Source organism: Pseudobutyrivibrio sp. UC1225 (genome assembly GCF_900115215.1).
GTDB lineage: Bacteria > Bacillota > Clostridia > Lachnospirales > Lachnospiraceae > Pseudobutyrivibrio.
Map to the genome: position 1 here is coordinate 33,015 of NZ_FOVQ01000013.1, position 25,721 is coordinate 58,735.

Genomic DNA, 25,721 nt, shown 5'->3' on the forward strand with positions numbered 1-25,721 from the left:
TACTATAACCTACTATCATGACAAGTAAAATACACTGTCTGCCTGTCGGCTGCAATCTTATGAAGGAGTTTTAACGACTCCTTTATTTTTTTGTCATCAAGATTTGTAAATGGATCATCCAAAATAAGGATTGGCTTCTCATCTGGATAAAGCACATCTACTAGTGCGAGACGAGAACATAGTGCCACCAAATCCTGATAACCCTGAGAAAGGTACTCAGCGCTCTTTGTGCTTCCAGAATAAGAAAGCTTTATATTAAGATCCATATCAAGCTCAAAGTCATCAATGGCATAGCCAGACTTTGTGCCATCTGGGCTATCAAGAAGACTAAGATACTTGTGCAGACCATTCTGAAGTGGCTGCATATATTTTGACAGGAAGCTCTCCCTTGATTTCTGAAGGAAATCCTCTGTCTTGGCAAAAATATCCGCGTTCTTTTTGTATTCCTTTTCCTGCTCCTCGAGACGCTCAATCTGCTCTGCTATATCAGCAAGTTGCTCCACCTTCTCTAAGGCCTGTCCAAGGTTATCCTTCTCCTGGATAATCTGGCGATTAAGCTCCATAATCTGCTCATCAAGTGCGGTCTGTTGCTGCTGTAAATCATCCACCGAGAGCACCTGCTCATTTACATCATACATAGCCTCGAATCTGGCCATCTCATCCTTGAGTTTATTTACACGTTCTGAAACAGCTAAGTATTCGCGCTTCTTCAGACTGATTACCTGAACCTTTTCAGCTCGTTCTAAATTCTCCTCAACAGGGAAATTCTTAAGAACATTATTTATATCCGCAGTCATAGTGCGAATTGTGTTATCGTGGCGGGCAAGCTCCTCCTGCTTGGCAAGGAATTCTATAAATCTCTGTGCATCCTTCTTGAGCTGAGCTAGGAACTCATACTCTCCACCCATATCATAGAGATTGATTCCATAAGCCGATGCAAAAGGCTGAATCTTTGTGTAAAGCTCCAGCTGAACATCTGCCAGCTCATCCAAAGTGCCTTCCGCCTCCTGATGGCGTGACTGCTCCTCAGCTAAAAGATGTCTGTATTGATCAAGCTTTCTTCTGATTTCGTAAACATTTTCCTGCATGGTTGCAGCTCTGGTAAGAAGGAAATGAGAAAGGAACTCCTCACATTCTTCTTCCAACTCACGAAGCTCAAGCTTACTAATTTCAAGAGCATCTTCCTCATCCTTAATTCGCTCTTCAAATTCTTTTCTTGTGTCCAGCTTAATCTTACGTGCTCGTCTACCTGTCAGATAAAGAATAATAATATCGATAACCCCTGCTGCAAAGCTGCTTATCTCTATTATTCTTCCCAACTGGTCATCAATATATCTTGTGAAAACCAATCCTATTAACACAAAAATAATAAGTAGAATAGTTCCAAGAATATGCCAAACAGAAATGCTCTTGCTCCTACTATGTCTTTCCTCTGCATCCCTTTCGGCTATGAGAGTAATCAAACGCTCATTACTCTGTTCTACTCTGGCACTGATACCTGTAATAAGTGTGGTCTGATGCTCAATGTGGGCAAGCTGCTCGTCGGTTGGAACCATCTTATCAAAAAAGAATCTGAGCTCAGTGAGTAGTCTGCTGGATTCCTCTGAAAGCTTTGAATGCTCTGCCTTTGCCCTAAGCTCAGAAAGATTAGCTGCCATTTTGTTCCAAATAGCAAATTCACTCTCATCAGGAATCTTTATTTCAAAAGGCTTATCAAATACAGGAGGCTCCTTCTCCTGCTCATCCTCTATAACCTTGACTGCACGCTCATGGACTGACAAATCACGCTCTGTCTGCTCCAGCACAGCCAATTCATCATCCGTAGGAACTCCTGCATGGAAAAATGCCTGTAATTCTTCAAATGACTCAAGCTCATTAGCAAGATTCTCTTTGTGAATCTTGTAGGCACCAATCTCCTGCTCCCTTTTACTCTGAAGCTGAATTGTCTCAGTAAGCTTTGCCTTGTCAGCAGAAAGCTTGTCTATATTAGCCTGCTTTTCCTCAACGAGGCAGCTCATAGCCTCCACACTTTCTTCTATAGCTGGAAGCTTTTCATACTCTTCTCTACAGCGGCTAATCTCCTGCTTCACCGAAACAAGCTTACCAGGATTAACCTTACTGTTTCTGGTGTAGTTGGATTTGGCATCCTTTATACTCTTTAATGCCACATCGAAATTGCTGATATCATCCTTTGCTGCAGCAAGATTTCCCATCTTTGCATTAAGGGAATCTGTCATAGCTGTGGCAAGACTGGTCTGTGGGATGTAGACACTCTTCTCAAAAGAATCTCTGTCCACACGGAACAGCTCCTCGCCTATATTTTCTGTATAATCCTCAGAAAGAAGCCCTGTAACATTATCATACAAGGCAAATTTATCATCCTTATCCGTCTGGCCGAAAGTACGCTCGATACGATATTCCTTACCCTTGGCCTGGAACACTATATTTCCACCGCAGATGCTTCCATCCCATGGAAGATAGTGATTGCGCTCTAACAGCTTTTTCTTTGTATTTGGCGAATACTCAAGGCCATAAAACATAGCCTTCATAAATACAGAGAAGGTTGTCTTTCCCCAACCATTCTCTTGCATGATTGAATTGAAGCCCTCATCAAAATCAAATTTAAAATTCTTGATTTTACCAAAATGGGCGATATAACATGATACTATTTTCATTCGATATCCTCCCCCATAATGGCTCTAATACCTAACTCTATAATCTTAGCCTTCTCGTCTTCATCCATATCCTGTGCCTGAACAAGACGGACGAATTCTCCCTTGAGGGATTTGTCATAAAGAAAGCTATCGTAGTCTACCATAGTCTTTGTACGGTCATAGCATTTTACAAAGAAATATTTTGACTCAAAGGCACGTACAAATCGAACTATATCAATCTCGTCATCCAGCTCACGCTCGCCGGTAATGACAAACTTTATCATATCCTGTGGATCCACGTCATCAAGAAGGCGCTTAGCCTTATTAATGGCACCCTGAAGGTCCATCTCAGCCTTTACATTCACCTCAATCTCGTGAAGACGACGCTTAGCAAATGGGATAAATTCAGACTCAATTTTGCCGTCCTTTATCTCCAAAAGTGAAAAGCCTTTGTCCCCTGTCTCATCAAAGCCACGACCCTCCAAACAGCCTGGATAACAGTATACTCCTCTGTCATCAAGCTGCTCGTAGATATACTTATGGACATGGCCCAAAGCAAGATAATCTATGAACTTTCCTTTAAGTGTAGTGGTATTAACGATTTCTGCACCATCCTTACCATTATAGTCGGACTGTTGTCCGTGAAGCATGACAATATTGATAGCTGCAGAATCAAGTACGAGGCGCTGTGCCAATGTAGAAACATTGGTAGAATTAAGCTCCATACCTGTGATAACAACATCATCGCAGGTATAGCTTGTCCAGCCCTCTGAATTAAACATATGGAAATTAGAGGGAATTGTATCAATTCCCTCTTCCATAAAATCGCATCTGTCATGATTACCCTTGAGGTAGTAGAAATCTATCTCTGGGTGGGAAACTATCTGCTCTACCACACGCTTTTTGTATTCCTTGCGGATATGTGGCTTGTCAAATAAGTCTCCTGATATAAGAATCGCTCTAACATGATTTGCTTCAGCATACTCAACCATTCGCTCATAGGTCTCCATGAGCTCACCGCGCCTAAGTGCGGCCTGGTCTTTATCCAAATTACTCTCCATTTTGGAGTCTAAATGCAAGTCAGCACAATGAATAATACGCATACAATCTCCCTAACATTAATTCTCCCCATATATGATAATATTAGTGCGGGTTTGTGTCTAGCATTTTAAAGCTATTCACTTAGCTTAAACTGACTAACAACTCTTGAAAGGTTGTCAGAGATAGAATTCTGGTCATCTGACATATCATTAATGTTAGATACAGTATCTGAAAGGTGATCAATAGAATCCATGACTTCTCCGCTGTTAGCCGCAGTATTCTGTGTTGCCTCCGCAATATTCTGCAGTGCAAGACGCACCTCGCTCATTATGTTCTGAATAGAATCAGTCATTATTGAAAGCTGTTCTGAACTATTCTTTATGTTCTCTGCATCCTGTCCATATCTTTCTGCTACACCAACGAAATTCTTGTAATCAGGTGTAACTGTGTCTGATACATAATCAAGAAGTGATTTAGCATTTGTAGAAAGACCTTCGAATGCATCCTTGATTGCAGAAATAGTTTCCTGAATCTTTTCTACCGAATCAGAAGTCTGACCTGCAAGTTTTCCAATCTCAGTTGCTACTACTGCAAAGCCCTTGCCCTGCTCACCTGCTCTTGCAGCCTCGATAGAAGCATTAAGAGAAAGCAATGTAATCTGGTCAGCAATATCAGCAATAACACTGGCCATCTCACCAATATTTTCAACAACCTGAGACTGAGAAATACTTTCCTCTAACTTCTCCTGGAAGCTAGCCTGAAGGGTCTGAGATTTATCAAAGGCCTCCTGGCTGTTCTTTCCGATTTCAGTTGCACGCTTTTCAATATCAATTGCCAAATCAAGACTATTCTTTGTCTCTTCGTTAAGGTTATCCGCAGACTGGGCAACCTGATCAACAGAAGCTGAAAGCTCTTCTGTAGCTGCTGATGAATTCATCATATCCGCATTTACAGATGTCATAATATCAACAATCTTATCGAATTCTGTCTTCAGCTCCCCAGCTGCAACCTTAAGATTACTGCTGGAATTATTTATCTCAACTGCATAATCAGATATGCTCTGAATAACGCCCTTGTTGTTTCCATACATTTCATTAAGGGAATTAGACATTACTGCCAGCTCATCCTTACCCTTTATTGAAAGCTGATTAATAGTAAAATCTCCACCTGCCAGTTCTGTGGCAAATTTCTGTACTCTCTTGATAGTCTTGGCTACGCCACCAATACCTATGATGATTATTATAATTGCAAGGCAAACTGCTACGATACAAACAAGTACAAGTCTATTAATCAACAGATATATTGGCTGTAGAAGCTCATAGCCATCAATGGAAATCATAAATTTCCAGCCTGTTTCTTCTATTGTGTCGTAGAATACCTTGTAATTGGTTTTTCCTTCTTGGTAGCCTGTAACACCTGATGGATTTTTCAAAACATCCTCTGCCATAGCAACAAAGGATGGATTGGAATCTTCTGACACACTCTTTCCATCCTGAACCATCTGGTCGTCGTGACCTGCTATAAGCAAGCCGTTTGCAGCCGTAAGAATACCAACACCAGTCCTTCCAACCTTAACATTTCCAATTATATCCGTAATTGCGGTAAGCTCAATATCAACAGTTACGCAACCGATTTTCTTGCCTCCTGCAATAATAGGAGTAGAGCAAGATGACATAACAATTCCTGATGATGGATCATAGTATGGGTCAGTAATCATTGCAACATCTGAACCCATAGCATTGGTATAATATTCCTGATTAAAGTAATCATACTCGGCATTGCTATAATCCCAGGTAGTTACTGTGGAATTACCATCCTTGTAAACATAAGGGCCATAGTACTGCTGCTCAGGGTCATAAGCATAAGGCTCAAACCAAAGTCCAGAGCCTAGAACAATGTCATTAGTAGCAATCATATCCTGTAGCATCTTCTCGTAATCGTCCCACTGAGTGTAAGTGTAGGAATCTGCTACACTGATAGCAATAGCATCTGCTAAGGTCTTAACATCTCTAAGGTATCCTCCAACGATGGAATTGTTAGCCTTAAGCTCTGCCTCCATTGCCTGCTGTGTCTTTTCATCTACCAATGCATTACTTGATGTTGCAGACATGATTGTAAGAACAATCTGTGCTAACACAAGCACTGGTAAAATCATAACTAACATCTTGGTTCCAATCTTCTTGAAATTCATAGGCGCCCCCCACTAAAGTTTTATTTCAACCTACCATTTCATTCATAACAATTTGTCCCTATATGCTAGTATTCAGTTTTATTCTCCCTGCTTTAAAAATATATTTTCTATAGCATTTATAATTTTCGTCTGCATTGGTGGTTTTACAAAATAACCTGCAGGCTTAAGATCAAGTACAGCATCTACATGCTCCTTGTCAGCAATTCCAGTTAAGAAAATAACAGGAACATTCTTGTAATCCTCCTCTGCACGAATCATTTCAAGGGTCTGACGACCATCAACAACAGGCATCTCATAATCCAGAATGATTAAATCTGGACTATCCTGTCCCATTGCCTTCATGCACTGGGCAGCCGAGGTAGCAAGCGTCACTCTGTACTTATCCTGAAGCATATTTCTCATATTACGAAGAAGAACAGGATTGTCATCAACTACAATGATGTGTTTTTTCTCAGTATCCACAACCGCATTGATGATTACATCAGCGTTCATATTGAACTCCTTGCAAATCTCACGGATGATAGTCTCTCTTGTAGGCTGTGCGATATGCCTGCACTGTCCAGAATAGTAATATGATATGAACATCTGCTTTTTCTTTTCACGACCATACGTAATAACTGGAAGATCAGGATTATATTCCTTTATTGCTTCAAAAACCTCCTCATGAAGATTCTCAAAACCATCAATATCCATCAAAACCAAATCTGGTGCATACATCTTGAGCATACTCTTTACTATCTTTCCGCTGTCTGTACATAGCTGAGTATGAAAATGCTGTTCAAGAAAAGAATTTACATCGCTGGTGTCGCTACTAAAATCTCCTACAATTAATATTTTTCGCATGTCTATTCTCCTTAGTAATTACTTTTGTAGTTCGTCTATATCCATCAGAGCACCTTCGTCATCCAGATTCATAACATGAATATTAAGATGCTCTATTTTTTCCTGTATATCCTTTGGATATGAGAATGCCATTAGCTGCTTCATAACCTTATCTGCCTGATCGCTGTTGTGACTCCTAATAGCCATTTTCAACATCTCAAGGAAAGCAAATAGGTCGTCCATATCCTCCAATAATGGCTTTTCCACATCAGATGAGAGCACCGAAAGTCTTTCTTTCATGATATCCATCTCATCCAATAACACCGGAGTTAAGATTCTTACTCGATCCATATGACCATCTCTTGCTGCGAACTCGCAAAGCTTTGCTAATCCACCAAGAGCTGTCGCACCAATAGTGTTGGCCATACTCTTCACCCCATGAACCTTGATTCTATAATCCTCCAGTGGGAAACTGTCTTCATCGATTTCACCATAATATCTCATGATTTCATCGCGCTCATAGCCGATAGACTCGTAAAAATCTACTGCTGTCTGGAAGACCATATTGGCTTCTGGGAAATGAAGGAGTGCATAATCCCAATCAACTCCCTCCACCTCTGGAAGCTCAACCTGCTTAACGCGATTCTTTCTTGCCTCGTCAGTAGCATTTGTCTCGTGATATTCCAGCAAATCCTCTGGAAGGAAATCTCGAATCATCTTTTCCAGCTGTGCTGGAACAATAGGCTTTGAAAGGAATCCGTGGAATCCCAAGGTCATATATCGTTCCTTTGCTCCCGCGATGGCATTTGCGGTAAGTGCGATAACTGGTGTTCCAAGACATTTATTCCCCGGAAGAGTTGCCATCATCTTGAAGGTCTCAAGACCATCAAGTCCCGGCATCATGTGATCCAGGAAAATCATGTCGTAATGTTCTTTCTTAATCATTGAAAGGCATTCATCACCACTTGCCGCTTCCGCTATCTGAACCTTAGCCTCCTTCAATAGCGCAACGAAGACCTTTCTGTTCATGGTATTATCATCAACCACCAAAAACTTGGCTCTAGGAGCCTCAAAGCTGGTGCTGTACTCGTAGTTAGCGGTAAGCTGTTTAAGCTTCTGATTGAAATCTCCAATGTCCTCATCATTTACTATTTCCTGATTAATAGTAAATGAGAAGGTTGAACCTTTTCCGTAAACACTTTCCACTTCAAGGTTACTTCCCATCATCTTCAAGAGATTCTGGGTAATGGCCATACCAAGACCTGCGCCCTCGATGTTTCTGTTACGGTTTTCCTCTAATCGCTCAAAGGACTCAAACATTCGCTTAATATCCTCTGGCTTAATACCAATTCCTGTATCCTTAACGGCGAAGGTCAGGTCTACTGTATTATCGTAATTACGTTTACATCTCGCAGAAATCTCAATTGAGCCTTCCTGAGTATACTTTACTGCATTGGTAATAATATTTGTTAATATCTGTCGTATTCTTACGTCATCACCGAACATGTCGCAAGGAATATTGTTGGCAATATCAAGCTTGACTTCCAGACCCTTTTCCTTTGCTCTTAAGGTGACGTTATTTAGCACATCGTGCATCAGACTCATGAACTGATACTCACCGTTTACCAGCCCCATCTTACCTGACTCAATCTTTGTGATATCAAGGATATCATTAATCAGCGACAACAGGTTCTGCGAAGCAGCCTTGATATCCAAAGCATACTCCTCAACCACCTTCTCTGAAGTCTCTCGAAGAATCATCTCATCCATACCCATGATGGTGTTGATTGGAGTTCGAATCTCGTGAGACATGTTTGCAAGGAAGCTACTCTTTGCCTCTGTGGCTGTCTGAGCCTGACGCTCCGCCTTCTTAGCCTGAAGTGTCTTTTCCAGCAAGTCATCATTATTAATGGCTGCCTGCTTAAAAAGATTTCTATAAATCGATTTTTGGAATTTAATAATCGAACCAACAGCCAAGGCACTTATCAAAAGTGACTGTACAACGTCATAGTAAACACTTCTCTTAGAATCAAGGGCAATTACATAGTCCGGATGATAATAAGAGACTACGAAACAACCAATGATAATGGCTATATCTGTCAAAAGCATGAAAACGAAATCCATGCCATCCAAAAGCATGAATACAAATACGATTCCCATGGACAGCCAGCAGACCATACCACTGTTAATACCGCCTGTCAGGAAAAACATCACGGGAAACAAGCCTATACCCACAGTAAAACAGACCGCTATAGTAGCGTTCTTCAGCCTATTTCTATAATTAGCCATGTAAATACATACACCATCAATAATGCAGGCAATTAGAATTACCACTGTAAGAGCTGGTGTAGTGCCATTAATCGCATTAAAAGGAATGGCCACAATACCGCCCATGAAACCTATGATGGTGATAATATTGAACAATATCAGGTCCGTCGGTAAATCCGGACTAAAAAAGTGTTTTATAAATCCAATTAGTCTTTTCAAAGCAAACTCCAATTATATTTATAAATTTAACTTTTTACACAATCCGCCTAGCGTAAAATACTCTAATATAAATATAATGTTTTTGCTTAATAGACACAATGTCAAAACCATGAAGTATTTGTGAAAAAAGCCTACTGACCACTACATTTCGTGGCCGGTAGACTTTCTGTAACACAATCGTTTATATATTCTCTATTTGCCAGTCTACAGGAGCAAGTCCCTTAGACTGTAAAAACTCGTTTGTCTGACTAAAATGCTTACATCCAAAGAAGCCTCTGTAGGCTGAAAGTGGTGATGGATGTGGCGCCTTTAAAATCAAATGATTTGGATTATTCAGCTTGGCACATTTCTTTGCAGCTGGCGAACCCCAAAGCAGGAACACTATTGGTCTGTCCTGTTTATTAAGAATATCGATTACTGCATCTGTAAACTCCTCCCATCCCAAATCCTTATGGGAATTAGCCTGATGAGCTCTTACTGTAAGCACGTTATTGAGCATTAACACGCCCTGACGTGCCCATTTTTCAAGATATCCATTGTTTGGAATATAACAGCCCAAGTCATCCTGAAGCTCCTTGTAAATATTTACAAGAGATGGTGGAGTCTTTACTCCTGGCTTTACTGAAAAGCATAATCCATGGGCCTGACCTGGTTCATGATATGGATCCTGACCTATGATTACCACCTTTACCTCTGAAAGAGGGGTAAAATCGAAGGCATTGAAAATATCATCAGCTGGTGGAAATACCGGACCCTCGTGATATTCTCTTTTTACGCTCTCATATAAGCTCTTATAATATGGCTTTTTGAACTCTGGGGTCAGTGGTTCAAGCCAGTCATTTGAAATTGCAGACATTCTATTCTCCCTACGCTAAAATCCAGTCATCAAGAGGCAACCAAAAGCCCTTTTCCTTCAACTCCTGCTCGATTAAATCCAGTGTCTCTTCGTCGGCTGCACTGATGATGTGATAATGATAACCACTGGTAGCTGAGCTAAGTGACTTTGATTTACCAGACTCGATGGCCTCCATAAACTCCTTTGCCTCACGGCGTGAGCTTACATTAAGAGGTGCCTCAAGTCGATTGTAATATCTGTGATTTATGATGATATTCTCCGCTACGCCACCGTTATCTACAATGGCAAAAAGCTCATCTAAAATCTGATCATCTGTGTGACGACTTTTGATTATTCTCTTACATTTATTGGTATTCGTAATTACGTATCCACGGTTTGTGGAAGTAACCTCGACACCATTAGCTCTGATAAGGGCGATATCTGTGACAACTACCTGACGACTAACATCAAGCTGCTGTGCCAATGCTGTTCCAGATACAGGCTTATCAGATTGCTGGATAATCTCTATTATTTTTTGTCTTCTAGCCTGTCCGTCCATTCTATCCTCCATCTATTAAACTGCGTGAAGATTCTTCATTGAAATATCAAGGATTGGTGCTGAGTGAGTAAGTGCACCACTTGAAACATAATCAACTCCGCTGTCGATGATGTTTGCGATATTCTCCCTTGTAACATTTCCAGAGCACTCGGTCTTTGCTCGACCATCTATTATTTTAACAGCTTCTTTCATTGTTGCAACATCCATATTATCAAGCATGATAATATCTGCGCCTGCCTCCACTGCTTCCTTTACCTGCTCAAGAGTCTCTGTCTCAATCTCAATCTTGCGAACGAATGGCGCATAAGCCTTTGCCATTTCGATAGCCTTTGTGATAGAGCCTGCTGCACCTATATGATTATCCTTAAGAAGAATTCCATCTGAAAGATTGTAACGATGATTCTGACCGCCGCCACACTTTACTGCATACTTCTCAAATATTCTCATGTTAGGTGTTGTCTTTCTGGTATCAAGAAGAACTGTCTTGCTTCCCTTTAAAAGAGAGGCAACCTCATTTGTGTAAGTAGCAATACCGCTCATTCGCTGAAGATAGTTGAGAGCGACACGCTCACCAGAAAGGAGCACTCTAATGTCACCCTTTACCTTAGCCATAAGCTGGCCCTTCTTTACCTCATCGCCATCCTTAACATACTTTTCTACAATAGTATTCTCATCAAGAATCTTAAATACTCTCTCATAAACATCCATACCACAGATGATTCCATCCTGCTTACAGATAAGCTCTACCTCGCCTGGCTTTGCCTCTGGCATTACTGAGTTAGTACTAACATCCTCGCTGGAAATATCTTCTCTGAGAGCCATTCTGATAAGCTCGTCCGCATTTAAAGTCATAGTAATATTGTTCATTTTATATAGCCTCCTTCTTGGCTCTTAAAAATTCTTCTCTTTTAATTTCTCCCACTACCATTGCATGATAGTTTTCCATAATTGATGGAAGATCCTCGTATCCATCAACATTCACAAGATTATCAAAATCTTCTGTAGTTTTAAAGCTCTTCGTATTTACGATATCTGCTGCTGCACGCTTTGCAAAAACAAGACTCTCTAAAAGAGAATTGCTGGCAAGTCTGTTGCGTCCATGAACGCCGTTACAGCTGGTCTCTCCAACCGCGTAAAGCTGTTCCATTGTAGTTTTGCTATCCTTATCTACATAGATACCACCCATGAAATAATGCTGGGCTGGAACTACAGGCACCCAGGTTTCAAGTGGATCATAGCCTGCCTGCTTGCAGCGTGCATATATATTAGGAAAATGATTTAAAATTTCTTCTCGTGGAATAGGTGAAAAATCCAGCCATACATGCTCAGTCCCGTCCTTTTCCATCTGAGCAAAAATAGCTTTACTTACCACATCTCTAGGCTGAAGCTCATCTGTAAAACGCTCTCCAGCTTTATTTCTAAGAACAGCGCCCTCACCTCTTACAGACTCTGAAATCAGGAAGCTTCTTCCACTCTGATTTGAATAAAGTGTTGTTGGGTGAATCTGAACATAGTCACAATTCTCCAGCTTAACATTGTGATACATGGCAAGTGCCAGTGCATCTCCTGATATATGGCGATAGTTTGTGGAATGTGGATACACGCCGCCAAGGCCACCACAGGCAAGCACTGTCACATCTCCCTGAATTGCTCTTGTCTTTCCATCCATATCTGCCACAACGATTCCATAGCACACATTGTCCTTACATACCCAGTCGACCATTGTAGTATGCGCCATAAGAGTAATGTTATCGCGCTCCTGTGCTCTGGCTAAAAGTTTGCTGGTAATCTCTCGTCCAGTAACATCTTCGTGGAAAAGAATTCGATTATTTGAATGGGCTCCTTCCTTCGTAAATACGAATTCACCATTTCTCTTTTCAAATTCTACTCCATACCCCTCCAGGTCTTTGATAATATCCTGGGAGCTTCTAATCATAATCTCTACAGACTCTACTCTGTTCTCATAATGACCTGCACGCATGGTGTCTTCAAAGTATGCCTCATAATCGTCCTCATCTCTGAGCATACAAATACCACCCTGGGCTAAGAAGCTGTCACAGCCATCCAAAGCATCCTTTGAGATTACAAGTATTTTCTTTTCTCTAGGTAAGCTTAGTGCACAGAAAAGTCCTGCCACACCGCTACCAACTATAATTACATCATATCTCTTATCCATAGTTATCTATATCCCCTACTGCGCTAATTCAAGCATACGATGTAATGGCTTCAACGCCATCACCTTCTTCTCTTCACTTACTTCCACCACCCCAGTACCGTCACGGAGGCAATCGCGCACCTTCTCAAGAGTAACCTTCTTCATATTTGGACAAATCTGTACCGAACCAGCTGCATAGAAAGTCTTATCTGGATTCTTCTGCTTAAGCTGATAAAGAACACCAAGCTCTGTAGAAATAATGAATTCCTTCTTATCAGACTTTGTAGCATAGTCGATTATTCCAGAAGTACTTCCGATGTAATCTGCATACTCAAGTACATCAAGAGTACATTCTGGATGGATAAGCACCTCTGCCTCAGGATGAGCCTCCTTGGCACGTTTTACCATGTCAGCTGTTACATTCTTGTGTACATGACAGTAGCCATCGTTGAAAATGAAGTTCTTTTCAGGAACCTTTGTAGAAATATATCTTCCAAGATTTTCATCTGGGATGAAGAAGATGTTCTTATTTGGAAGAGACTTTACAATCTTCATGGCATTTGCGCTTGTAACACATACATCAGAGTGCATCTTAAGCTCTGCTGTAGAATTGATGTAGCAAACCACTGCAACATCCTCGTACTCTCTTCTAACTTCCTCAATACGCTCAATCTCAGCCATATGAGCCATTGGGCAATCGGCCTTTTCATCAGGCATAAGAACAGTCTTGTCAGGATTGAGAATCTTTGCAGACTCTCCCATAAATTTTACTCCTGCAAAAACAATTGTCTTTTCCTTTAAACCAACAGCCACCTTTGCCAGATAGTAGCTGTCGCCAATATAGTCTGCGATAGCCTGCACTTCCTCATTCACATAGTAATGTGCAAGGATTACCGCATCCTTCTCTTTCTTCAGCTTTTCTATTTCTTCCACCAGCGTCATAAATTATTCTCCTTTTACTCGACTTTCCTAGTAGTGTCATTTAACAGAAACTATAACACATGTAAAGTCTACTGACAAGACAGTTGTAAAAACAGTGAAAACAATTGTCCTTGAGTGGACTTTTCCCTTAGAATATGTATAATTATGTATTTGCTAATAATAAGTTTTTAACCGTTAGGAGAATTTTATGAATAATAAGAGCTCAAGAGCTTCAAACATAGAACTTCTGCGCATTGTAGCAATGTTTATGATTATCAGCTATCACATCATTCTTCATTGCGTAAACGTCCAGCTGGTAAATGTCACTTCAATAGAAAAGCTGCAGAATGGATGGTTCAACAATCCTCTGTTTTATAAACAGCTTTTGGCGCTGGCACTTATGATGCCCTTTGGACTTGTAGGTAATGCACTTTTCATTATGATTTCTGGATATTTCCTCACTGATAGAGAAATCGACATGCTAAAGATATCTAAGAAATTGCTGTCACAGCTTTTATTCGCAGCTGTCACCTTGGTACTTGCCTCATCCTTATTTATTTGGAAGTACACACAGATAGATGTAAATGAAAATCTTTTCAGCTACATAAGAATTCAGTATTTCAACAAAATGTCCTGGTTCGTGGGATACTATTTCATCATCATGCTACTGGCATTTTGCTTTTTGAATAAGTTCCTTGCCAGTCTTGATAGAAAGAAGTATTTAGGCTTCCTATTTACAATCCTTGCTATCTCTCAGCTCAGCTGGTCTGGTTCACTTTTAGATGATTTAGCAAAGGGACTTCGCACTGTTGTAATCGGAATTTTCCTTTACGCCTTAGGAGGCTACATCAAGAAATACAATCCTTTCGATAAGGTTCGTGGATACATTTTCTTCCTGGTTGTCATCCTTACTAACGTGCTTATTGGTATTTCGTATCACAACACTGTTATTGGAAAGATTCAGTCCTACTATTACAATCAGACTACCACAACTGTTCAGGTTACCGATTTTACCCAGTCTATTCCTAAGTTCGATAACTACAGTATTGTTGTTGTCATCATTGGTGTATGCATCTTCGAGCTCTTCAGAAGAATCAATCTTCCTGAGCTTCGCATCATCAACACCTTAGCAAAAGCTACCTTTATGATTTATCTTCTCCACGATAACGGTTTTGCCTACAGTATCTGGCAGACTCAGGATTGGATAACACTTCTTTACAATGATTTCTGGGGCTTTGCCTTAAAGCTCTTTATTTGGACAGCAAGTGTGTTCGGCATCGGACTTGTAGCTTACTGGATATTTGTTTTACTTTCATATGTAATAAAGAAATCAAAATGGTTATATATTAAAGAATAATGACAAGAGGAACTCATAACACAGATTGAGTTCCTCTTTCTTTTTTAATATAAAGACGTATCACCTTAGTAAACCAATAGTTTCCATCCATCAACCAAATGGATATGTGTCAATTGTGTGAAAACACTATGCAGCATTATTTTACCATGTTAATATTGCTGCTTGTGTGCGTTATATAACATTTTTATATATCACATTGTTGTAATTTGTTAACGTGTTTATTTGTTCGTGGAGGACATCAAAATGAAAAAAACAAGAAATTTGAAGGGTAGCGTAAAAGCGAAACTCATTTCTATCATGCTTTTGATAGCTATCATCCCTTTAATGGTAGCAGTTAGCATTAGTTATGTTAGCTCAACTAACAATGCAAAAGAAGTTGCAAAGCAGAATTTGGATTGGCAAGCTAAGTACATCGAGTCTGAAGTAGACAAGATTTTTACAAAATGTGCAACTGCACTTGGAAGCTTTGCTTCATCACCAGAAACAATCGCTTTCTTAAAGGGTGAAATCACTGACCCAACAGTTGTAAAAAACTCAATTAAAACAATCAACGAGTCTTTCGGTGATGATAACACAATTGTTATGTCAAACGCAAATGGTGACATGGTTTTACGTAGTGATGACGGTGCTTTAAAGAACATTGCGGAAAGAGATTATTTCCAGAACGCTATGCAAGGTTCTACTTATGTATCAAATGTATTCGTAAGCTCAGTTACAAACACAAGAAACATCTGTGTTGCTGTACCTATTCATGATAACACTTCCGATGCAATTATCGGTGTTGTACATAAGACATTAAATCCAGATGATATTCATACATTATTAGCTGCTGAAGCTGATGAGGCTTTCCTTGTTGATAAGGAAGCTACTATGGTTGCTCACTCAGATTTTGAAATTGCAGCTACAGATGAACCACAGAACTTTGCTTCATCACCATATATGACTTCAGAAGATGAGACTGGTTTCTATATTAGTACATCTAAGGGGTATCCTGTATATGTTAGCTATGTAAAAAATGCAACTTCTGGTTATGTAATTTGTACTGGCCAGGCTGAAAGTGACATTATTCAGACTGCTAGAGATGGTGCACGCTTCATTGTCTTAATTGGAGTAGGTTTAGTTTTTGCTGCATTTATCATTTCTATTGCTATTGCAACTGTCTTTACAAAGATAATTGTTGAAGTAAATACAATCTTATCTGCATTAGCTAATGGTGAATTTAAAAAGACAAATAAATATACAAATCGTAGAGATGAGTTTGGCCAGATGATTAATAATGCTAACTCTCTTATTGATAAGCTTTCAGTCATCGTTGGTCATATTAAGAGTTCTACTGCTACAGTTGGTGAGTCTTCTGATGAATTATCAGAGATGGCAAACCAGATTGCTTCTACTTCTGAGTCAGTTGCAGAGGCAGTACAGCAGATCGCTAGTGGTGCCATCGAACAGGCTGAGGAAATCCAGTCAGCTGCTGATAGCACAACAAAGATTACAGAAGCAGTAGATAACGTACAGTCTGCTACTACAGATATGTCAAACCTTGCAAACCGTATGAAGTCTGCATCAGAGGCATCAAGCAACTCTCTTGCAACACTTCAGAATACAAGTTCAGAAATGACAGCTCAGATTGAAGAAATTTCTTCAAAAATTTCTTCAACTCAGAACGCCGTTGCAAATATTAACGAGCGTGTAGAGGGAATCTCTGGTATCGCTGCTCAGACAAACCTTCTTTCTCTTAATGCTTCTATTGAGGCTGCAAGAGCTGGTGAAGCTGGTAAGGGATTTGCTGTTGTTGCTGAGGAAATCAGAAAGCTTGCAGATGATTCAGAAAGCCTTGCTTCTGAAATCAGAGTATTAATGGATCAGCTTTTAGCTGAAGCTGAGCAGGCCGTTACTGCTGCATCACAGGTTATGAATGGAAATGAAAACCAGCAGAAGGCTCTTAGCGAAACTCTTTTCGCTGTAGAGGGTATGCTTACTGATATTCAGGAGACAGTTTCAAGTGTTTCTAAGATTTCAAACGCTGCTAACACATGCGTATCTTCAAACACAGTAGTTGCAAATGCTATGTCTTCACTTTCTGCTATCTCAGAAGAGAATGCAGCTTCATCAGAGACAACTGGTGCTTCTGTTGAAGAGCTTTCAGCAACAGTTACTAACCTTGCTGATTCTGCAACAAATCTTAGAGATATTGCAGAGCAGTTAAATGAAGAAATGAAATTCTTTAAATAAGCATTATATACACTGTAATTGGAGAAACGAAATGTCTGATTTAGTTATTAGAGATAATAAGAATATAGAAGAAAAGCAATATATTGTTTTTACTGTAGATAACAAAGTTTACGGCATCGATATTATGCATATAAGCACAATTATAATGATGCCTGAGATTACTGAAATGCCACTTAGTGCTGACTACATAAGAGGAGTAATTAATCTTAGAGGTCATGTTATTCCAATCATTAGCATGCACAAGAGAATGAATTACGGAGAAGAAACTATTACTAAGGATACCCGAGTTATCGTTTTCAACATTAACGAAAATGAGCAGGTTGGTATTATTGTAGACACTGTAAGAGAAGTCACTGTAATTTCTAGTGAAGAAATTGAAAATCCTTCTCCATTTGTAAATTCAAGAGATACTTTTATTTCTGGCGTTGGAAAAAAGGATGAAGAATTAATCTCAATTCTTGATGTTAATACTATAGTTGATACAGAAATAGTTTTAGACGAAAAGATTGCATAAAAATGAGCTCCACCGCTTGCTTACGGTTGGAGCTCTTTTCTTTATTTTGCTAATGCTTCTTCGATTCCCTTTGCTAACTGATCTGCACAGCTTGTGCCCTTCATGCCGCATATGTTTCCTTTTAATACTTCTACTGTGTGAGCTGCATCAGCTCCTTCTAAGAGCTTGCCGATAGCCTTTGTATTACCATCACAACCACCAGTAAATTTTACGTTGTGAAGCTTTCCATCCTCTATCTCAAAATCAATCTTACGAGCACATACGCCCTTTGGGATGTAAGTATACTTTTCCATTAAAATAACTCCTTTTACTTATCTATAGAATTTAACAAATCAAGATTTTTAACTTCTGTTTCTGTGAAGGTCTTCTCAGAGAAATCTGCTGGCATAACTGATGGGCTATACCAAACCTGCCCCATAAAATAATTCATAAGATTTGCATCTCTGAAAGAATATCCATGGCGAGCATACATTTCATTTTTGATGATATGAATAACATCCTTTGGAATGCCTTCAAAATCTGAAGCTGAATAAACCTTATTGCTTGTATCAAACAAATATGTAGCAAAGCGTGCGTTGCCAGACACACCTCTGCTCTGCCAATAGCTTTCAACTGGTGGCCAGTATGATGTCTCCTCTAAATAGTGAGAACGTTCTGATACTGCTGCATCTATTTCTTCCTGTGACCAGTTTGCTACAGCCGAAGCGTACTCACCTGGGTCAACTACCTCGATTACCACATCACCATAATCAGTGGCTGGTTCTTCAAGAGAATCCCCTGCAGAAATATCCTCAGAGCCCTCTGCTGACTGTTCCTTAACAGGAGTAGCTGCATGCTCCTCGCTAACTGCTAAAGTCTTCTTTTCATGATTGAGTACACTGAATGTGATAACGCCTGCTAATATACCAACTGCTAAAGCTATGCACCCCTCAACAATCCATCTTTTCACATTTGGGTTGTCATCGAGAAAGTCTTTTATATCATCAACCCTGTCCAAAATCCAATCTCTGCAATCCAAAAATCTTTCTTTTACTTCTTCCATAATTCTTCCCTTTTTTGTTTTAATCCGTTACATTTTGTAACCATTTCAGATTATAACATATTTTTATCTCATTCTGTAAAAATTATTACACTTTTATTACATTGTCTGTTCAATAGCACTTCTGGTAGCCTGTACTGAGCCCTGAGCCATCTGTTTGCTACCGCCACCCTTGGCTCCAAGAAGCTCTCGAAGCCCTGCTGCAATAGCACCACAATCCCTTGTCTTACTTCCGATAACAAAGCTGTAACCTTCCTCGTCATCTCCTGAGAAGATAGCGCACAGTCCGTCATGTCTTACTACCAAGGCATTCACACCCTCACGCATTGTCTTCGCATCCAAATCCTCCGTGAAGATTGTCACATCAGAAAGCTCTGATGGATATTTTGCTATCTGATTCATAAGAATATCCGCTTTAATCTGGGATATTTTATATTTCAGCTGCTTGTTCTCTTCCATGATTCCGGAGATTCTATTTGGCAAATCCTCCTCTGGACAGTTAAGCTGCTGATATGATTTTGCCAGCAAATCCATACGGCGATTATAGTCATTAAGTGCTCTAAGGCCACAAAGGATATATACTCTGGTGCCACCCTTGTATTTACCGAATGATACCACCTTGAGCATTCCCACCTGACCGGTAGTCTTCACATGAGGCGCACAGCAGGCACAGATATCTACACCCTCGATTTCCACAAGACGAACTGCTCCCTCAATCTCTTTTTTACTGCGATAATCCGTAACCGCAAGAGTAGCCTCATCAGGGAAATATGCTTTCACTGACACATCCTTTGCAATAATCTCATTTCCGGTTCTCTCTATGAGACGAACCTGCTCATCGCTCAACTCAATATTCAAATCCAGTGTTACTGTATTGTCACTAAGGTGAAAACCAACATTATCTGCCCCATAAAGCTTATGTGCCAATCCCGTAAAAATATGCTCACCTGTATGCTGCTGCATATTTCCAAAACGATGTGCCCAATCTATGGTTCCAACTACCTTTTGACCTACTTCAATAGGCTTATCGCACAAGTGATAAATTACATCATCCTCTATTTGAACATCAGTTACACTTACCTGGCCAAGGATACCTATATCGCTTGTCTGGCCCCCCTGTTCTGGGAAAAACAAAGTCTGATCCAAAACAATCTTATAACCATTCTCAGCTTCCTCACAGGAAACCACCTCTGCAGTAAATTCAGTTGCAAAAGAATCGTCGTCGTATAAAGCTATTGTTTTCATCCGATCTTCTCCTATATAAATTCAGGGCTTCTGCCTCTCAGCAAAAAGCCCCTGTGCTCTAATTCTTTCTGAAAAGAATATCTCTGTTGATTTCTGTATAAAATGCTTCTCTGAGACGCTTATTACTGTAATTCATGCTACGAAGCCACATGAGCTTTGTCATGGTAGCCTCCAGTGTCATATCGTAGGACTCAATCATATGGAAATCCTGCTTTACCTGACGGCCAACCTCATAGATAGTCATATTGCTGCCCTCATTGGCAACCTGAGTAGTCATAACAGCAAGCTTGTCTGTACCCTTCCACTTTTCCATTTCCTCGTAGAAGGTCTCCATAAGTGTCTCTGGCATTCCGCCTACACCGAAGCTCTCAATAACCACAATGTCGTAGTTCTCAAAAAGATAGCTGAGCACTTCTGGCTTCATGCCTGGATAGAGCTTAAGCAAGGTAACCTTATCTGACATATCGTAGTAAAAGCTTGGTATGCCTCTAACTGGTACCTCAGGGATATATCTGATAATAATTCCATCCTGAATAACTGCAAGGTATGGGAAATTAATGCTGGAAAAAGCATTGTAGCTTTTTGCTCTTTCCTTCTTTGCTCTTGTACCGCAGATTACCTTGCCATCAAATACAATGCTGACATTCTGGGAATCATCATCCGATGCGTAGATAAATGAATCTAAAAGATTTGTCTTGGCATCAGTAACATCCTTGCTGATAGGCTTCTGTGAGCCTGTCACCACAATAGGCTTTGCAGAATTCTGAATCATGTAGCTGAGTGCCGCTGCTGTATAGGCAAGAGTATCTGTTCCATGACACACAACAAATCCATCATAATTAGCGTAATTTTCTTCTATCGCATTTACGATATCTTTCCAAAGTACAGGTGTCATGTTGGAGCTATCTATATTCATTACCTGAATAGTCTCCACCTGGCAAACTTTTTTCACCGCTGGGATATAAGCTAAAATGTCCTCCGCCGTAAGTCCTGGTGTAAGTCCTGCATCTGTCTGTTTTGAAGCAATGGTACCTCCGGTACCAATCATAAGTATCTTTTTCATTGTTAGTTCTTTCCGATTGGGATTCCAAAAATCTTAGTCTGGAAGCCCTCATATAAAGTATTGTAATCTGTATAATTTATATTGCTCTTGAAATAGCTGTTCCAGGTATCTCTAAGGGTATCGCAGATTGCCTTTCCCTCCTGCTCCTCGCAGAGAATTGTAGGGAAAACATAATAAATCATAAAGTAATTAAGATTCATCTGATCTGCCCCGCGAACCTTGCCGAATTTCTTGAACGACATAAAAACGTCCTCACAAAATTTCTGAGACTCAGCTGCCACATCCTCAGCCTTAACCAAGTCAGAAAGCTCGTCATATCTCTCCTCCTTAAAACGATTTGTATTTGATTCGTAGCTGGCCTTATTGTGAACCTTACTAAGGTAAATTACATCCTCAAAAATCTTGTCTACATTGTAACTCATAACACCTTCTCCATTTCTATTACTCTATTATTTCCTTGAGCTCACTTATATCATCAATCTTTGCCACGTAGCTGTCGATTGAAGCTCCATAGCCATAAGCTGCCCAGATGAAATCAACTCCTGCCTTGTCGCATGCATCCTTATCCCCCTGAATGTCACCTAAATATACAGGATGCTTGATATTATTCTTTGCAACAAGTCCTTTTATATTATCTGCCTTTCCAAGGCCATTGTCACCATAGCAAATGAAATCAGTAAAATATTTTCCATGACCGGTACGCTCCAGATAGGTCTCGATATAACCAGCCTGACAGTTGCTGACAATATAAAGCTTTGTTCGCTTGCTAAGATCCTCCAGAACATCCTCAAGCCCTGGATAAGTAGTATCAATATCGCTGACTGCCAAGTCTGCCATCTCATACTCCTCGCAAAGCTCCAAGGTCTTATATCTCTTTGCTGGGTCTGGATCTGGAATGCTGGCATCTGCAATGTCAGTCATTGTCTTACCAAATAAGCCCATCAGCATCTCTGGAGTGAACTCAACATCATATCCCATTTCCTTTGCGGCTCTTGTCCAGCTTCCTGCGAAAACTGGAATGTTGTCCCAGATAGTGCCATCCATATCAAAAATGATACCGTCTGTAGTAATTTTGCTCATAAAAATAACCTTACTTTCTAATATCAACTAGGTGCTATTTTACAATATTTCACGTATAATGGGAACTCATAGAAAGGATTTATTATGAACGACGACGAGCAGCTTTTATATAAAAGATTAATTGAGCTTTCTAACAGAGCTTATCAAAACAATATATATACTTTTAGCGACTTTCTTAGTCTGAGTCAGCAGGAGGTTATGTATCAGGCAGCCAGAGACAAGGGCTTTGCACCTATCTCCTACGATTTATTTGGCGGCTATGAAAACTGCGAGAGAAAAATGGTTCGCTTCGGAAGTGAATCTGCCTTTGGCTATGAGGTAGAATTTCCTATCAAATGCATCAAAGTAGAGCCTCTTGCAAAGAAGTTTGCCAAAGAATATACCCACAGAGATTACTTGGGTTCCCTTATGAGTCTTGGTATCGATAGAAAAAAATTCGGCGATATCTTCGTGGATGGCATGGACGCTTACATCTATGCCGACGAATCTACCGCCGATTATCTTCTTGAAAATTTTGTATCTGTAGGACGTAATTCTGTGAAATGCTCCATCTCTGAGCTTCCAGAATCCTACAAGCGTGCCGCACTAAAGGAGGCCACCATTCAGGTTGCTTCTCCTCGCGCAGATGCAGTCATTGCAAAGGTCTACAACCTTAGCCGAAAGGATACCATCCCTTATTTCACAGAGAAGAAGGTTTCCGTAAACGGCCACATTGTAGAAAACAATGACAAACTTCTTTCCGCCGGGGACTCTGTCTCCGTGCGAGGCTTCGGAAAGTTCAACCTCGTTGAAGAAGGAGGGCTCTCTCGAAAAGGAAAGCTGAACCTTGTTGTAGAAATATTTGGTCGTTAAAGTGCCCCAATAAGATGCTGTGCAATAGCTGCAAAGCCTGCATCATTTGGGTGCCCCGCCAAGAAGGACCCTATCGTATATACGGTACCATCTGGTGTGGTGTACTGATCACCAGCCTGAAGCATGTAATCCTGCACACCCTGAATATCAGAAAGGCTTACATAGGTAATGCCCTGCGCAGAAGCTACTTCCTTCTTTGTGCTGATTATGCTCTTATATGGCCAGAAATTATCAAGCATTACAATCCTTGCATTAGGATTGTAGGTCTTGATGTAAGTAATCATATCTGTAAGATCTTCTTTGAAATGGTCCTCATGACCTTTTACATTTTCACCAAGCTCGATAACGATTGTTCCATACTGGTATTTGGTAATGTATGGGTCTAAATCATCTACTTCATAATTTCTAGTACTTGAGAATTCCCAGGAACGAAGTGACATGTAATCATATGAGCTATAACCCTTTGCAGCAACTGTCAGATGTACATAGTCATTCTCAGCCGCTGTGGCACCACAGCCCCATCCTGAGCCCCACCAATCTTTTGTAGCTGGATAAAGAGTGATGGAATTGCCGATGAATAAAATATCCTTTGTAGCTGATGGTACTGACTTTGAGGTGGAAATAGGAAGAGGAATTGGTAAGTATTCCTCCGATACATCCTCAAAAGATATATATCCGTAATCGCCATTTACCTTAATTTTGTAGTAATCTGTTTCATTGCACTTTGCAACAATAGCAACTCGTGAATCCAAGGAAAGAGTACCTATGATTTCAGCGGCATCGTAAGGTTCCTGACGTACAGTAGCTTTTGACTGTGCATAATAGGTGGCTTCAAAATCCTTGAAGGTATATTTATCTTTTTTCTCAGAAGAATCCTTGTCTTCTTCTTTTTCTGCCTCGAGCCTTGCAGCTTCTTCCTCTGCCAAACGCTGCTCTTCCTGCTCTTGTTCTATACGTTCTCTCTCAGCTGTCTCAAGTTTATTCTCATATACAACAAGGCAGCCAAAGACAACAATTAATGCAAATAATGATATCCACAGAGCAATTACTATCTTCTTCTTCAAAATAATTCTCCTATCAAAAAAAATCTATTTAATTTATAATTGACGTTAATAAAAGGATTATAACACTAATAGGCAGATTAGTCATTTAGGGGAATTATGAAACCAATTTTATCAGCGGCCCAGATGAAAGAGTGGGATTCAAAAACAATTGAACAAATGGGTATGCCTTCCCTGGTTTTGATGGAGCGTGCTGCCCTTGCAGTTTGCAACAGGATTCGTCATTCATATTCTGACAAACTTAATTTTGGAATATTTGCAGGTCCAGGTAACAACGGTGGTGACGGCATAGCAATCGCGCGTATCCTTCACGCAAAGGGGGATTCTGTTAAAGCTATCGTCCTTGGTGATTCAAAGAAATTCTCACCTCAGCTAAGACAGGAGCTGGAGATAGCTGGAAACTATGGTGTGGAAATAATTTATCCATGGAATATAGATGATATAAGTGTTAAAGAGTTTTCCAGATTATTTGCGGACTGCGATATGCTGATAGATTCTCTTTTTGGCATAGGTCTGACTCGCGGATTAGAAGAAGATTACGCAGTTGCGGCTGAATATATTAACCAAAGCGGAAAGCCTGTTGTAGCTGTGGATATCCCATCCGGTTATGATACTGACAGTGGAAAACTGTTAGGAGCTGTAGGTGTTAGAGCTGATATTACCGTGACCTTTGCCTATATGAAAAAGGGATTGGTTCTGGGAGATTGTAAGGTGGCTGCTGGAAGTATTTATGTGGCTGATGTGGGAATTTATTGCAAGGATAATTCCGTGGCTCAATTACTCGATGATGAGATTCTTTCATCGATTCCAAAACGTGAACCTACCGCCAATAAAGGTACCTGCGGAAAAATCCTTGTAATCGCTGGTAGCGAAAGCATTTATGGAGCCTGCTATCTGGCTGCCAATGCCGCACTTGTGACGGGCTCTGGTCTTGTAAAGATTTATACTCATCAGAATAATATAGAATCCATTCAACAGAATTTACCTGAAACAATGTATAAGGGGTACACCTCTTTTAATGATGTCGAAGTGATGGAGCAAATTGCATGGGCTGATGCTATTGTTATTGGTCCAGGACTGGGCACCTCTGATGTGTCCGCACAGATTATCAAGACGGTATGTGAGCATGCAAAGGTGCCTGTAGTTGTTGATGCTGATGGCGTTAATCTGTTGGCAAAGGATTTAAAACTGCTTGATGAACTGACTGGCAGAGTTCCTGTAATCCTTACGCCTCATTTAAAGGAGATGGAGCGACTTTGCAATACACCTGTAAATGAGATAAATTATGATATTGAAAATGTGGCAAAAGAATTTGCTGCAAAGCACAACTGTGTTGTTGTTCTTAAAAATCACACCACAGTTATTGCTACCGTAAATACGATATTCTATTGCAACAGTGGTAATGAAGGTCTTGCCACTCCAGGAAGTGGAGATGTACTTGCAGGTATTATTGGAGCGTTGCTTGGCCAGAGAATGACAGCTGAAGATGCTGCTACCGCAGGAGCATATATTCATGGTAGTGCAGGAACTATTGCCACAGAAGAAACTGGTATAAAAGGTTTGTTAGCGAGAGATATTATCGCAAATATAAATAAAGTTATATGAAAGGCATT

At 40.3% G+C, this 25,721-nt stretch carries 22 protein-coding genes; 5 read left to right on the top strand and 17 right to left on the bottom strand.

What is annotated here, in order from left to right; translation table 11 throughout:
- Positions 1–2: 2 nt before the first annotated feature.
- From BMZ41_RS13110 to nadA, 10 genes are all read right to left on the bottom strand, one after another.
- A complete protein-coding gene (locus BMZ41_RS13110) occupies positions 3–2,675 on the bottom strand; it encodes an AAA family ATPase (protein WP_090530360.1) in 2,673 nt (890 codons plus the stop codon).
- Positions 2,672–3,757 carry a metallophosphoesterase family protein gene (locus BMZ41_RS13115; protein ID WP_090530362.1) on the bottom strand — a complete coding sequence of 362 codons (1,086 nt, stop codon included), beginning with the start codon at positions 3,755–3,757 and terminating at the stop codon, positions 2,672–2,674. Before BMZ41_RS13115 ends, BMZ41_RS13110 begins: the two co-directional genes overlap by 4 nt.
- A 71-nt stretch (positions 3,758–3,828) precedes the next feature.
- Entirely contained in the window at positions 3,829–5,886 is a 2,058-nt protein-coding gene (locus BMZ41_RS13120; protein ID WP_090530365.1) for a methyl-accepting chemotaxis protein, read from the bottom strand.
- A gap of 78 nt (positions 5,887–5,964) precedes the next feature.
- A complete protein-coding gene (locus tag BMZ41_RS13125) occupies positions 5,965–6,729 on the bottom strand; it encodes a response regulator (RefSeq protein WP_090170032.1) in 765 nt (254 codons plus the stop codon).
- Between the two features lie 18 nt (positions 6,730–6,747).
- Entirely contained in the window at positions 6,748–9,195 is a 2,448-nt protein-coding gene (locus tag BMZ41_RS13130; protein ID WP_143002021.1) for an ATP-binding protein, read from the bottom strand.
- Between the two features lie 181 nt (positions 9,196–9,376).
- Entirely contained in the window at positions 9,377–10,051 is a 675-nt protein-coding gene (gene ung, locus BMZ41_RS13135; RefSeq protein WP_090170038.1) for a uracil-DNA glycosylase, read from the bottom strand.
- Between the two features lie 10 nt (positions 10,052–10,061).
- A complete protein-coding gene (locus tag BMZ41_RS13140) occupies positions 10,062–10,589 on the bottom strand; it encodes a transcription repressor NadR (RefSeq protein WP_090170040.1) in 528 nt (175 codons plus the stop codon).
- Positions 10,590–10,604: 15 nt separating this feature from the next.
- Positions 10,605–11,456 carry a carboxylating nicotinate-nucleotide diphosphorylase gene (gene nadC, locus BMZ41_RS13145; protein WP_090530368.1) on the bottom strand — a complete coding sequence of 284 codons (852 nt, stop codon included), beginning with the start codon at positions 11,454–11,456 and terminating at the stop codon, positions 10,605–10,607.
- A gap of 1 nt (position 11,457) precedes the next feature.
- Positions 11,458–12,765 (bottom strand): L-aspartate oxidase, encoded by a 1,308-nt coding sequence (locus tag BMZ41_RS13150; protein ID WP_090170043.1) that lies wholly within the window; start codon positions 12,763–12,765, stop codon positions 11,458–11,460.
- 15 nt (positions 12,766–12,780) lie between these two features.
- A complete protein-coding gene (gene nadA / locus BMZ41_RS13155; protein ID WP_090530372.1) occupies positions 12,781–13,686 on the bottom strand; it encodes a quinolinate synthase NadA in 906 nt (301 codons plus the stop codon).
- Positions 13,687–13,873: 187 nt separating this feature from the next.
- Here nadA and BMZ41_RS13160 point away from each other — a divergent pair, with 187 nt between their 5' ends.
- The 3 genes from BMZ41_RS13160 (at position 13,874) to BMZ41_RS13170 (ending at position 17,768) form a co-directional block, all read left to right on the top strand.
- Complete coding sequence (locus BMZ41_RS13160) at positions 13,874–15,022, top strand: acyltransferase family protein (protein ID WP_090170047.1); 1,149 nt, start codon at positions 13,874–13,876, stop codon at positions 15,020–15,022.
- Between the two features lie 243 nt (positions 15,023–15,265).
- On the top strand, positions 15,266–17,254 hold the full coding sequence (locus BMZ41_RS13165) for a methyl-accepting chemotaxis protein (protein ID WP_090530375.1): 1,989 nt from the start codon (positions 15,266–15,268) through the stop codon (positions 17,252–17,254).
- A 31-nt stretch (positions 17,255–17,285) separates the two neighbouring features.
- Positions 17,286–17,768: a chemotaxis protein CheW gene (locus BMZ41_RS13170; RefSeq protein ID WP_090530378.1), complete on the top strand. Its 483-nt coding sequence runs from the start codon at positions 17,286–17,288 to the stop codon at positions 17,766–17,768.
- Between the two features lie 41 nt (positions 17,769–17,809).
- On the opposite strand, the gene BMZ41_RS13175 is transcribed toward BMZ41_RS13170, so the two are convergent.
- From BMZ41_RS13175 to BMZ41_RS13200, 6 genes are all read right to left on the bottom strand, one after another.
- A complete protein-coding gene (locus BMZ41_RS13175; RefSeq protein ID WP_090170053.1) occupies positions 17,810–18,061 on the bottom strand; it encodes a TIGR03905 family TSCPD domain-containing protein in 252 nt (83 codons plus the stop codon).
- A gap of 14 nt (positions 18,062–18,075) precedes the next feature.
- A complete protein-coding gene (locus BMZ41_RS13180; protein WP_090530381.1) occupies positions 18,076–18,810 on the bottom strand; it encodes a YARHG domain-containing protein in 735 nt (244 codons plus the stop codon).
- Between the two features lie 96 nt (positions 18,811–18,906).
- Positions 18,907–20,052 (bottom strand): alanyl-tRNA editing protein, encoded by a 1,146-nt coding sequence (locus BMZ41_RS13185; protein WP_090530384.1) that lies wholly within the window; start codon positions 20,050–20,052, stop codon positions 18,907–18,909.
- A 58-nt stretch (positions 20,053–20,110) separates the two neighbouring features.
- Entirely contained in the window at positions 20,111–21,115 is a 1,005-nt protein-coding gene (locus BMZ41_RS13190) for an asparaginase (RefSeq protein ID WP_090530387.1), read from the bottom strand.
- A gap of 2 nt (positions 21,116–21,117) precedes the next feature.
- Entirely contained in the window at positions 21,118–21,537 is a 420-nt protein-coding gene (locus BMZ41_RS13195) for a hypothetical protein (protein ID WP_090530390.1), read from the bottom strand.
- Positions 21,538–21,556: 19 nt separating this feature from the next.
- On the bottom strand, positions 21,557–22,195 hold the full coding sequence (locus tag BMZ41_RS13200) for an HAD family hydrolase (protein ID WP_090530393.1): 639 nt from the start codon (positions 22,193–22,195) through the stop codon (positions 21,557–21,559).
- Between the two features lie 84 nt (positions 22,196–22,279).
- Between BMZ41_RS13200 and BMZ41_RS13205 the strand changes: the two genes are divergently transcribed.
- The gene (locus tag BMZ41_RS13205; RefSeq protein WP_090170064.1) at positions 22,280–23,047 is read left to right on the top strand and encodes a YlmH/Sll1252 family protein; all 768 of its coding nucleotides are present in this window, start codon (positions 22,280–22,282) and stop codon (positions 23,045–23,047) included.
- On the opposite strand, the gene BMZ41_RS13210 is transcribed toward BMZ41_RS13205, so the two are convergent.
- On the bottom strand, positions 23,044–24,111 hold the full coding sequence (locus BMZ41_RS13210; protein ID WP_090530396.1) for an SGNH/GDSL hydrolase family protein: 1,068 nt from the start codon (positions 24,109–24,111) through the stop codon (positions 23,044–23,046). The two genes, BMZ41_RS13205 and BMZ41_RS13210, sit on opposite strands and share 4 nt — an antisense overlap.
- Positions 24,112–24,207: 96 nt before the next feature.
- On the opposite strand from BMZ41_RS13210, the gene BMZ41_RS13215 reads away from it, so the two are divergent.
- On the top strand, positions 24,208–25,713 hold the full coding sequence (locus tag BMZ41_RS13215) for an NAD(P)H-hydrate dehydratase (protein WP_090170068.1): 1,506 nt from the start codon (positions 24,208–24,210) through the stop codon (positions 25,711–25,713).
- Positions 25,714–25,721 lie beyond the last annotated feature (8 nt).

What these genes read in the sequence shown, in the direction of transcription:
- BMZ41_RS13115 (WP_090530362.1), bottom strand. Translation starts at nt 3,757, where the DNA reads ATGCGTATTATTCATTGTGCTGACTTGCATTTAGACTCCAAAATGGAG.
- BMZ41_RS13185 (WP_090530384.1), bottom strand. Translation starts at nt 20,052, where the DNA reads ATGAAAACAATAGCTTTATACGACGACGATTCTTTTGCAACTGAATTT.
- BMZ41_RS13125 (WP_090170032.1), bottom strand. Translation starts at nt 6,729, where the DNA reads ATGCGAAAAATATTAATTGTAGGAGATTTTAGTAGCGACACCAGCGAT.
- BMZ41_RS13110 (WP_090530360.1), bottom strand. Translation starts at nt 2,675, where the DNA reads ATGAAAATAGTATCATGTTATATCGCCCATTTTGGTAAAATCAAGAAT.
- BMZ41_RS13190 (WP_090530387.1), bottom strand. Translation starts at nt 21,115, where the DNA reads ATGAAAAAGATACTTATGATTGGTACCGGAGGTACCATTGCTTCAAAA.
- BMZ41_RS13175 (WP_090170053.1), bottom strand. Translation starts at nt 18,061, where the DNA reads ATGGAAAAGTATACTTACATCCCAAAGGGCGTATGTGCTCGTAAGATT.
- nadC (WP_090530368.1), bottom strand. Translation starts at nt 11,456, where the DNA reads ATGAACAATATTACTATGACTTTAAATGCGGACGAGCTTATCAGAATG.
- nadA (WP_090530372.1), bottom strand. Translation starts at nt 13,686, where the DNA reads ATGACGCTGGTGGAAGAAATAGAAAAGCTGAAGAAAGAGAAGGATGCG.
- BMZ41_RS13215 (WP_090170068.1), top strand. Translation starts at nt 24,208, where the DNA reads ATGAAACCAATTTTATCAGCGGCCCAGATGAAAGAGTGGGATTCAAAA.
- BMZ41_RS13140 (WP_090170040.1), bottom strand. Translation starts at nt 10,589, where the DNA reads ATGGACGGACAGGCTAGAAGACAAAAAATAATAGAGATTATCCAGCAA.
- BMZ41_RS13205 (WP_090170064.1), top strand. Translation starts at nt 22,280, where the DNA reads ATGAACGACGACGAGCAGCTTTTATATAAAAGATTAATTGAGCTTTCT.
- ung (WP_090170038.1), bottom strand. Translation starts at nt 10,051, where the DNA reads ATGTCTGCAATTTCAAATGACTGGCTTGAACCACTGACCCCAGAGTTC.
- BMZ41_RS13150 (WP_090170043.1), bottom strand. Translation starts at nt 12,765, where the DNA reads ATGGATAAGAGATATGATGTAATTATAGTTGGTAGCGGTGTGGCAGGA.
- BMZ41_RS13195 (WP_090530390.1), bottom strand. Translation starts at nt 21,537, where the DNA reads ATGAGTTACAATGTAGACAAGATTTTTGAGGATGTAATTTACCTTAGT.
- BMZ41_RS13200 (WP_090530393.1), bottom strand. Translation starts at nt 22,195, where the DNA reads ATGAGCAAAATTACTACAGACGGTATCATTTTTGATATGGATGGCACT.
- BMZ41_RS13180 (WP_090530381.1), bottom strand. Translation starts at nt 18,810, where the DNA reads ATGGAAGAAGTAAAAGAAAGATTTTTGGATTGCAGAGATTGGATTTTG.
- BMZ41_RS13160 (WP_090170047.1), top strand. Translation starts at nt 13,874, where the DNA reads ATGAATAATAAGAGCTCAAGAGCTTCAAACATAGAACTTCTGCGCATT.
- BMZ41_RS13120 (WP_090530365.1), bottom strand. Translation starts at nt 5,886, where the DNA reads ATGAATTTCAAGAAGATTGGAACCAAGATGTTAGTTATGATTTTACCA.
- BMZ41_RS13170 (WP_090530378.1), top strand. Translation starts at nt 17,286, where the DNA reads ATGTCTGATTTAGTTATTAGAGATAATAAGAATATAGAAGAAAAGCAA.
- BMZ41_RS13165 (WP_090530375.1), top strand. Translation starts at nt 15,266, where the DNA reads ATGAAAAAAACAAGAAATTTGAAGGGTAGCGTAAAAGCGAAACTCATT.